This window comes from Pseudonocardia sp. KRD291 (assembly GCF_019263595.1).
Classification (GTDB): Bacteria; Actinomycetota; Actinomycetes; order Mycobacteriales; family Pseudonocardiaceae; genus Pseudonocardia.
In genome coordinates this window covers 1-8,146 of sequence record NZ_JADQDD010000273.1, presented here as the reverse complement: position 1 = coordinate 8,146, position 8,146 = coordinate 1, and the positions used below count along the sequence as shown (strand labels likewise).

The following is an 8,146-nucleotide window of genomic DNA, read 5'->3' as shown; positions in this document are numbered from 1 at the left end:
GCGCCGACCACGTCGCCGCGCAGCAGCACGTCGCGCCGTACGGCGACCCGCGCACCGGTCACCCCGGCGCCGGACCGGGACGAGCCGCGCAGCAGCGCCCCGGCCGCACCCGCACCGACCCGTCCGAGCGCGACCGGGAGCGCGTCACCCGGCCCCGGGCAGCAGGGCACCGGCGGCTCCGTCGCCGCCGAGCCGGACCCCTCGGACCCCGGTGCCCGTTCCGGGGCCGGGCAGCGCGGCCCCTCCGGTGACGGGAACGGGCTCCGCCCGGCTCCGTCGGCGGGGGCGGTTCCGGAGGCCGGACGGCGGAACGCCCCCGCTGCCGCCCCGCGGGCCGAGCCACGGCCCGGGGCGGACGGTGCCCCGGAGACCGCGCCCCCGGAGACGGCGCCCCCGGCTACCGGGACGCCCTGACCGCTCAGCGGTGGTGCGCCGCCCGGTGCTCGGCGAGCGCGTCCAGGCCGAAGTCCGCGGTGGGGTCACGCCACACCGAGTGCGCGTGGTTCGCCTCGCGCTGGGTGTTGTCCCACTCGATCAGCAGCCGCGGGCCCTGCAGCCGGTAGTAGTGCGGAGCACCGGGCTCGGTCGGCCCGGCCCAGGCCAGGTGCACGGCGTCCAGTGCGGCGTCGTCGTCGTAGCGCCCGATCGGCGAGAGCGCATCGGGCACCCGCTGCAGGTAGGTGCCCAGCAGCAGACGCAGCTGCTCCCGCCCGCCCGCGTCCAGGGCCGAGGCGGGCACGCCCTTCGGGTCCTCGGACAGCTCGAGCGCGCGGTGGTCGTCCTCGCTCAGGCCGGCCCGCTCCTCGATGGCCTCGCTCCCCTTCTCCAGCTTCGCCTGCTCCACCGGGTCGACGAAGGGAGCGCGCCAGATCCCGGCCAGCGGGATGTGCCGGTCACCCGGCTTCGGAACGGTCCGGTTCGCCGCCTCCAGGTCCGGCGGGGCCCTGTCCAGCAGCACCGCCCGGGCCGCGAGGTCGGCCGGCAGCGAGCGCACGATGTCACGCGCGAGGTCCTCGACCCGCCCGAGCGGGCGCAGCGACGCCCCACCCAGCAGGTCCGAGGTGGCCGGATCGGCACCCAGGAAGCACGGCGTCGAGGAGACGACCACGCCGTCGACGACGAGGAAGTTCAGCGACACGTGGTGCCCGCCGAAGCGCCACCCCCACGCCCCGGTCGACCCGGGCTCACCGAACACGCGCAGGTAGTACATGTGCGGGTCGCGGCCGCGGGTGCGGTCGAACATCGCCACGAAGCCCTCGGTGTGGTCGAGGACGTTCTCCAGCCCCATCACGGTCGAGACGGTCACGTACGCCGCACGCGAGAGCCCGGACGCGACCAGCGCCATCGCCGCGCGCTGCTGCGGCGGACGCTGCTCGTGAAACGTCAGGCCGCCGTGGTCGGTCGGGGTGTAGAACCAGTGCCGCCGCTCCGCGTCGGCGTCCGCGGCGACCGGCGCGTGCCCGGTCGCGGTGGCCCGCTGCCCGTCGTCGAGGCCCTCGATCCACGCCCGCGCGGCCTCGGCCATGCCGGTGGCGATCTCGGTCGTCCCGGCGCCGTCCGGAGTCGCGGTCATGGCGCCGAACCTACCGCCGGGCCCGCCCGTCGGCAGCCCGGTCGGGCGCCCCGCACTGTGGTAGTCAGTGATCGGCACCTACTCGTCCGACCCACGGAGGACCCCCATGGCCACCCCCACCGACGACAACCGCGACCTGCTCACCGTCGTGGCCCGGATGCGCGCGAAGCCGGGCAAGGAGGCCGACCTGCGCCGCGAGCTGGAGGCGCTGATCGAGCCCACCCGGGCCGAGAAGGGCTGCGTCAACTACGACCTGAACCAGGGCGTCGACGACGAGGCCGTCTTCTACTTCTACGAGAACTGGGTCTCCGAGGACGCGCTGAACGAGCACCTGCAGACCGCACCGCTGCAGCGCTTCGTCGGGATCGCCGGGGACCTGCTCGAGGGTGATCTGCAGATCCAGAAGCTGCGCCGGATCGCCTGAGGGCTACCGCTGCGCGAACCCGGACGCGAGCCGGGTGAAGGCCCCGGGGTCGACCAGCGACGTCGTGTCCCCCGGCTCGCGACCGGCCGTCACGTCCAGCAGCAACCGGCGCATGATCTTGCCGGAGCGGGTCTTGGGGAGCTCCTCGACGACGATCACCTCCCGCGGGCGCGCGACCGGCCCGAGCTCGCGACCCACGTGCGCGCGCAGCTCGGCGTTCAGGTCCTCCCCTTCGGTCACCTCCCCCGCCACGACCACGAACGCGACGACGGCCTGACCGGTCGTCGCGTCCGGCGCGCCGACGACGCCTGCCTCGACCACCCGCGGGTGGCTGACCAGCGCCGACTCCAGCTCGATCGAGCTCAGCCGGTGCCCGGACACGTTCATCACGTCGTCCACCCGGCCCTGCAGCCAGACGTAGCCGTCGGCGTCGACGCGGGCGCCGTCGCCCGCGGTGTACCAACCCTGCGCGGCGAACTTCTCGAAGTAGGAGCGGCGGAAGCGGTCCGGGTCGCCCCACACGGTGCGGGCCATCGCCGGCCACGGGCGGTCGATCACCAGCAGCCCGCCCTCGTCCGGGTCGCAGTCGCGGCCGGCATCGTCGACCACCCGCACCGAGAGCCCGGGCAGCGCGTGGGTCGCCGAACCCGGCTTGAGCGTGGTCACCCCGGGCAGCGGCGCGACGACCGCCGCGCCGGTCTCGGACTGCCACCACGTGTCGACGATCGGGCACCGGCCGCCGCCGATCACGCGGTGGAACCAGCGCCAGGCCTCCGGGTTGATCGCCTCGCCGACCGAGCCGAGCAGCCGCAGCGACGACAGGTCGTGCGCGGCCGGGACGTTCTCGCCCCACTTCATGTACGTCCGGACCAGCGTCGGCGCCGTGTAGTAGACGGTCACGCCGTAGCGTTCGATGATCTCGAAGTGCCGGCCCGGCGCCGGGGTGTCCGGGGTGCCCTCGTAGATCACCTGCGTGACGCCGTTGGACAGCGGGCCGTAGACCTCGTAGGTGTGCGCGGTGACCCAGGCGAGGTCGGCGGTGCACCAGTAGACGTCGTCGGGCTTGTGGTCGAAGCACGCCCACGCCGTCCAGGACGTCTGGGTGAGGTAGCCGCCCATCGTGTGCAGCAGGCCCTTCGGCGTGCCGGTGGTGCCCGAGGTGTAGACCAGCATCAGCGGCGTCTCGGCTGCGAACGCCTGCGCCCGGTGCTCCGACGGCTGGCGGTCGACGACGTCGTGCCACCAGACGTCGCGACCCTCGGTCCAGTCCACCTCGTCACCGGTGCGGCGCACGACCAGGACGTGCTCGACCGAGTCGACGTCCTCGACGGCGGCGTCCGCGTTCGGCTTGACCGGCACCGACTTCCCGCGCCGATACTGCCCGTCCGTGGTCACCAGGAGCTTCGCGCGCCCGTCGGTCACCCGGAACCGCAGAGCGCTCGAGGAGAAACCACCGAAGACCATCGAGTGCACGGCGCCGATCCGGGCGCAGGCCAGCATCACCACGACCGTCTCGACCAGCACCGGCAGGTAGACCACGACGACGTCGCCCCGGCCGACGCCCAGCTCGGTCAGCGCGTGCGCGCAGCGCGCGACCCGGGCCTGCAGGTCGGCGTAGGTGACGGTGCGGGTGTCGCCCGGCTCGCCCTCCCAGTGCAGGGCCACCTTCTCGCCCGAGCCCGACTCGACGTGGCGGTCCACGCAGTTGCGCGCCACGTTCAGGGTGCCGTCGGCGAACCAGGTGACGTCCGGGAACGCGGACCCGTCGTAGCCCTGCGTCGGTTCCCGGGTCCACTCCAGGCGACGGGCCTGCTCCGCCCAGAACGCCTCCGGGTCGGCCGCGGCCCGCGCGTAGGCCTCCGCGCCGACGTTCGCGGTCGCGGCGAGGTCGGTGGGCGGGGGAAACGTCTCGTCCGGCGTACTCACCACTCCGACCCTGCCATCACCACGCGCAGAACCCCTGCCGGAGCCCCGTGAATGCGCTCACCCGTGTGCGCGAGAGGAGCGTTCGTCCACTCCCCCTGCACGAACGGCGCTCTCATCCATCCAGGTCTCGCACGTAGGCAGCGCGTTCGCCCACCCCCGCTGCACGAGAGCTCCGCTCGTCCACCCCCGCTGCACGAGGGGAGCTCTCGTGCACCCTTGGGTCGTCGCCGACCCCGGCGGGGTGCGGGAGTCAGGCCGGCGAGGTGGCGACCGGCGGCCCCGTCCCCGGTACCGTCCCCGGGGTGGGCGACACAGCGCAGACCGATCACGACGGCGCCGGGCACCCGGACCACAGCGAGCTGGGTCCGATGGACGCCCGGGTGCGGGCCCTGGAGTCGATCCTGGTCGACAAGGGCTACGTACAGCCGGAGGCGCTGGACGAGATCGTCGAGGCCTACCAGACGCGGATCGGGCCCCGCGGCGGCGCCCGGGTCGTCGCCCGCGCCTGGACCGACCCGGACTACGCCGCGCGCCTGGCCGCCGACGCCACGTCGGCGATCGCCGAGCTCGACCTCGGCGGGCGCCAGGGCGAGCACATGGTCGCGGTGTTCAACGACGCCGGCACCCACCACCTGGTCGTCTGCACGCTGTGCTCCTGCTACCCGTGGGCGGTCCTGGGCATCCCACCGGTCTGGTACAAGTCGTCGGCCTACCGCGCCCGCGCCGTCCTCGAACCGCGCGCCGTGCTCGCCGACTTCGGCACCGAGCTGCCCGCCGACACCCGGATCCGGGTCTGGGACTCCACCGCCGAGATCCGCTACCTCGTCGTTCCGCGGCGTCCGGCCGGCACCGACGGCTGGAGCGAGGACCGCCTCGCCGACCTGGTCAGCCGTGACTCGATGGTCGGTGTCCGGCCCGCCGACGAGCCCACGTCGGTCGGGGCGCCGGCGTGAACGGCGCGCACGACCTCGGCGGGACGATGGGGTTCGGCGAGGTCGTCCCGGAGGTCGACGAACCGGTGTTCCACAGCGACTGGGAGCGCCGCACGATGGCCGTGACGCTGGCCGGCGCGATGCTCGGCCGGTGGTCGCTCGACGAGTCGCGCCACGTCCGCGAGAACCGTCCACCGGCGACGTACCTGACCTCGACCTACTACCGGATCTGGCTGGACGCCCTGGAGTCGCTGCTGCTCGCGCACGGTCTCGTCGACGCCGACGAGCTCGCCGGGGGCCGCGCCCGGCATCCCGGCGCCGACGGCGTCCCGACGGTCTCCCCCGACACCGTCGCGCGGGTCCTGAGCCGCGGCGCGCCGACCGAGCGGGCCACGCACGGGTCACCCGGCTTCGAGGTCGGGCAGGCCGTGCGGGCCCGCAACATCCATCCGGCCGGTCACACCCGCCTGCCGCGCTACGTGCGCGGGCACCGCGGCACGGTCGAGCTGGTGCACGGCGTGCACGTCCTGCCCGACACCAACGCGCACGGCGGCGGCGAGAACCCGGAGTGGCTCTACACGGTGCGGTTCGCCGGGACCGAGCTGTGGGGCGAGGCCGCGGACGCGTCGGTGGAGATCTCGGTGGACGCGTGGGAGAGCTACCTTGAGCCGGCCTGATCTCCCGCCGCAGGAGCCGGTCCCCACCGAACCCGTCTTCGCCGAGCCGTGGCACGCCCAGGCGTTCGCGCTGGCGCTCGCCCTGCACGAGCGGGGGCGTTTCGCCTGGCCGGAGTTCGCCGACGAACTGGCCGCCGTCGTGGCCGCCGACCCGGACGGCGAGTACTACGCGAGCTGGCTGACCGCGCTGGAACGCGTCGTCGTCGCCTGCGGGCTGACCAGTGCCGCGGACCTCGTCGACCGCGAGGAGGCCTGGCACCGGGCCGCACGCGCGACCCCGCACGGCGCGCCGATCAGCCTGGGCGTCCTCACCGCGGAGCCGGCCCCCCGCGACGGCTGAGCAGCTCGCGCATCGCCGGGCGGTCGCGGGTCTCCACCGGACGCTCGGTCGGCAGCCACTGCCCGTCGAGCTGGGTGAACTGCACGATCGCCTCGCCCGAGTCCGGCACCGGCACCCGGTTCAGCACCGCGGCCAGGATCTGCCGCGACATCACGCCGAGCTGCAGCAACGACCGGTTCCGGTGCTTGCGGACCCCCAGGTTCACCTGGGCCAGCGCGTGCAGGCCCCGGGTCCGTTCGGTGTCGATCAGCAGGCCGAGCTCGACCCCGTAGCCGGCGGCGAACGGCAACGACTCCAGCAGGTCACGGGTCGCCGCGTACTCGCCGCCGAGTGGCTGCACGACCCCGGCCAGGCGCGGGCACAGCGCGGTGATCACCGGCCGGGCCAGCAGCTCGGTCACCCGCCCGCCGCCGGTGTCGAGCTCGGCACTGAGGAGTCGCAGCGGCCGCCGGTAGAACCCCTTGACCAGCTCGACGCCGGGCGCGGTGAGCAGCGGGCCGAGCAGGGAGGTGACGAAGCGGGTGTCGACGTCGACGAGGTCGGAGTCCAGGAACACGACCAGGTCACCGGTCGTCGCGGCCAGCGACCGCCACAGCACCTCGCCCTTTCCCGGGCGGGCCGGCACGCCGGGCAGCGCCTCCTCCCGGGAGACCACCCGCGCGCCCGCCTCGGCGGCCACCCGCCGGGTCGCGTCGGTGGACCCGGAGTCGAGCACCATCAGCTCGTCGACCAGGGGCGACGGTCCGCGGGTCAGCGGCAGGACGGCGGCGACGACGGCGGCGACTGTGTCCTGTTCGTCGAGGGCGGGCAGCACGACCGACACCCGTCGCCCGGCCTTGGCCCCGCTCAGGGACGCCGCGTCCCACCGGGGGTCCTGCCAGGTCGCTCGCGCGAACCAGTCCTCGAGCTCGGGGAGCATCCGTTCCTCGTCGTCGGTGGCCGCCGGTCAGGGAGCCGGAGCACGACCGGCCGGCGGGTGTCGACCCTACGGGCACCGCGACCGGCCTCGTAGGGTCGGACCCAGGCCGCCGGCGAGGAGGAGGGGCGCGTGACGCACGGATCTGCCGGGCAGCTACCGCTGTCGGTCCTCGACACGTCCCCGATCGTCGCGGGCTCCGACGCCCGGGCCGCGTTGCGCAACACCGTCGACCTGGCCCGGCTGGCCGACCGTCTCGGCTACCACCGCTACTGGGTCCCCGAGCACCACGGCATGCGCGGCGTGGCCTGCTCCGCGACCGCGGTCGTCGTGGACCGGATCGCCGGCGAGACCGACCGGATCCGGGTCGGCTCCGGTGGGGTGCTGCTGCCCAACCACAGCCCGCTCGTCGTCGCCGAGCAGTTCGGCACGCTGGAGGCGTTCCACCCGGGCCGGATCGACCTCGGTCTCGGCCGGGCCCTCGGAGGCAACCCGCGGGTGGTCGAGCACGTCCGCCCGGAACGCGACCGGACGGCCACGAGCTTCGCCGAGCAGGTCGATGAGCTGCTCGGGTACTTCCGGCCAGCGGCCGACCGGCCCGTCCGGGCGGTGCCGGCGCCCGGCAACGTGCCGGCGGTCTGGGTCCTGGGCTCGGGCGGGTCGAGCGCCCGGCTGGCCGCCGCGGCCGGGCTGCCGTACGCGTTCGCCCACCACCTGCAGCCCGGCAACGCCGCCGAGGCGCTGCGCACCTACCGGGACGGGGCCGTCGCCGCGGGCACCACGGGCACCACGGGCACCACGGGCACCACGGGCACCACGGGCACCACGCCGAGGGTGATCGTCAGCGTGTCGGTGATCGTCGCGGACACCGACGGGCGCGCGGAGTGGCTCGCCGGCTCGACCCGGCTCAAGGTCCTCAGCCGACGTCGCGGGCGCCGGATCCTGCTCACGCACCCCGAGGACGCCGCCCGCCACGTCTACACCGACGACGACCGGGCCCTGATCGCCGAGACGTCAGACGCCGTCGTGTGCGGCTCCCCGGACACGGTCACCGACCGGCTCCGGGAGCTGGTCGCCGACACCGGCGCCGACGAGCTGATGATCACCTCGCCGATCCACGACCATGCGGACCGGCGACGTTCCTACGAGCTGCTCGCCGGAACGGCCGCGGCTCTCAGACGATCTGGACCAGCCGGAGCACCGCGAAGATGATCAGCAGGACGCCGATGATGGCGAGCAGGTCGATCGGGCGCGGCGTGTACGGCGCACGCTCGCGAGCCCGGACGACATCCGTCGTGCGGTAGGCCCCCGGCTCGGACATCGTCACCATGAACTCCGAAGATAGCCGCGACTAACTC

General features: G+C 74.4%; 9 protein-coding genes. 5 read left to right on the top strand and 4 right to left on the bottom strand.

The window, feature by feature from the left end; genetic code table 11:
- Window positions 1-418: 418 nt before the first annotated feature.
- Window positions 419-1,573, bottom strand: a complete 1,155-nt coding sequence (locus I4I78_RS26705; RefSeq protein WP_218614258.1) for a DUF3500 domain-containing protein — start codon at window positions 1,571-1,573, stop codon at window positions 419-421.
- A gap of 106 nt (window positions 1,574-1,679) precedes the next feature.
- Between I4I78_RS26705 and I4I78_RS26700 the strand changes: the two genes are divergently transcribed.
- Window positions 1,680-1,997 carry a putative quinol monooxygenase gene (locus I4I78_RS26700; protein WP_218614257.1) on the top strand — a complete coding sequence of 106 codons (318 nt, stop codon included), beginning with the start codon at window positions 1,680-1,682 and terminating at the stop codon, window positions 1,995-1,997.
- Window positions 1,998-2,000: 3 nt separating this feature from the next.
- On the opposite strand, the gene acs is transcribed toward I4I78_RS26700, so the two are convergent.
- Window positions 2,001-3,923 (bottom strand): acetate--CoA ligase, encoded by a 1,923-nt coding sequence (gene acs, locus I4I78_RS26695; protein WP_308252376.1) that lies wholly within the window; start codon window positions 3,921-3,923, stop codon window positions 2,001-2,003.
- A 302-nt stretch (window positions 3,924-4,225) separates the two neighbouring features.
- Between acs and nthA the strand changes: the two genes are divergently transcribed.
- Genes nthA through I4I78_RS26680 form a run of 3 tightly spaced genes read left to right on the top strand, consistent with a single transcriptional unit; the run spans window position 4,226 to window position 5,872 of the window.
- A complete protein-coding gene (gene nthA / locus I4I78_RS26690) occupies window positions 4,226-4,876 on the top strand; it encodes a nitrile hydratase subunit alpha (protein ID WP_308252375.1) in 651 nt (216 codons plus the stop codon).
- Window positions 4,873-5,532 (top strand): nitrile hydratase subunit beta, encoded by a 660-nt coding sequence (gene nthB, locus I4I78_RS26685; protein ID WP_218614255.1) that lies wholly within the window; start codon window positions 4,873-4,875, stop codon window positions 5,530-5,532. The genes nthA and nthB overlap by 4 nt, the downstream gene beginning before the upstream one ends.
- Window positions 5,519-5,872 (top strand): nitrile hydratase accessory protein, encoded by a 354-nt coding sequence (locus I4I78_RS26680; protein ID WP_218614254.1) that lies wholly within the window; start codon window positions 5,519-5,521, stop codon window positions 5,870-5,872. Before nthB ends, I4I78_RS26680 begins: the two co-directional genes overlap by 14 nt.
- On the opposite strand, the gene I4I78_RS26675 is transcribed toward I4I78_RS26680, so the two are convergent.
- On the bottom strand, window positions 5,841-6,791 hold the full coding sequence (locus I4I78_RS26675; RefSeq protein ID WP_218614253.1) for a glucosyl-3-phosphoglycerate synthase: 951 nt from the start codon (window positions 6,789-6,791) through the stop codon (window positions 5,841-5,843). The two genes, I4I78_RS26680 and I4I78_RS26675, sit on opposite strands and share 32 nt — an antisense overlap.
- A 129-nt stretch (window positions 6,792-6,920) precedes the next feature.
- On the opposite strand from I4I78_RS26675, the gene I4I78_RS26670 reads away from it, so the two are divergent.
- Entirely contained in the window at window positions 6,921-8,000 is a 1,080-nt protein-coding gene (locus tag I4I78_RS26670) for an LLM class flavin-dependent oxidoreductase (RefSeq protein WP_218614252.1), read from the top strand.
- Here I4I78_RS26670 and I4I78_RS26665 read toward each other — a convergent pair.
- Window positions 7,963-8,118 (bottom strand): hypothetical protein, encoded by a 156-nt coding sequence (locus tag I4I78_RS26665; protein ID WP_218614251.1) that lies wholly within the window; start codon window positions 8,116-8,118, stop codon window positions 7,963-7,965. The genes I4I78_RS26670 and I4I78_RS26665 overlap by 38 nt on opposite strands.
- Window positions 8,119-8,146 lie beyond the last annotated feature (28 nt).

Coding starts and splice junctions, on each gene's coding strand:
- I4I78_RS26665 (WP_218614251.1), bottom strand. CDS start 8,118: ATGGTGACGATGTCCGAGCCGGGGGCCTACCGCACGACGGATGTCGTC.
- I4I78_RS26700 (WP_218614257.1), top strand. CDS start 1,680: ATGGCCACCCCCACCGACGACAACCGCGACCTGCTCACCGTCGTGGCC.
- I4I78_RS26705 (WP_218614258.1), bottom strand. CDS start 1,573: ATGACCGCGACTCCGGACGGCGCCGGGACGACCGAGATCGCCACCGGC.
- I4I78_RS26675 (WP_218614253.1), bottom strand. CDS start 6,791: ATGCTCCCCGAGCTCGAGGACTGGTTCGCGCGAGCGACCTGGCAGGAC.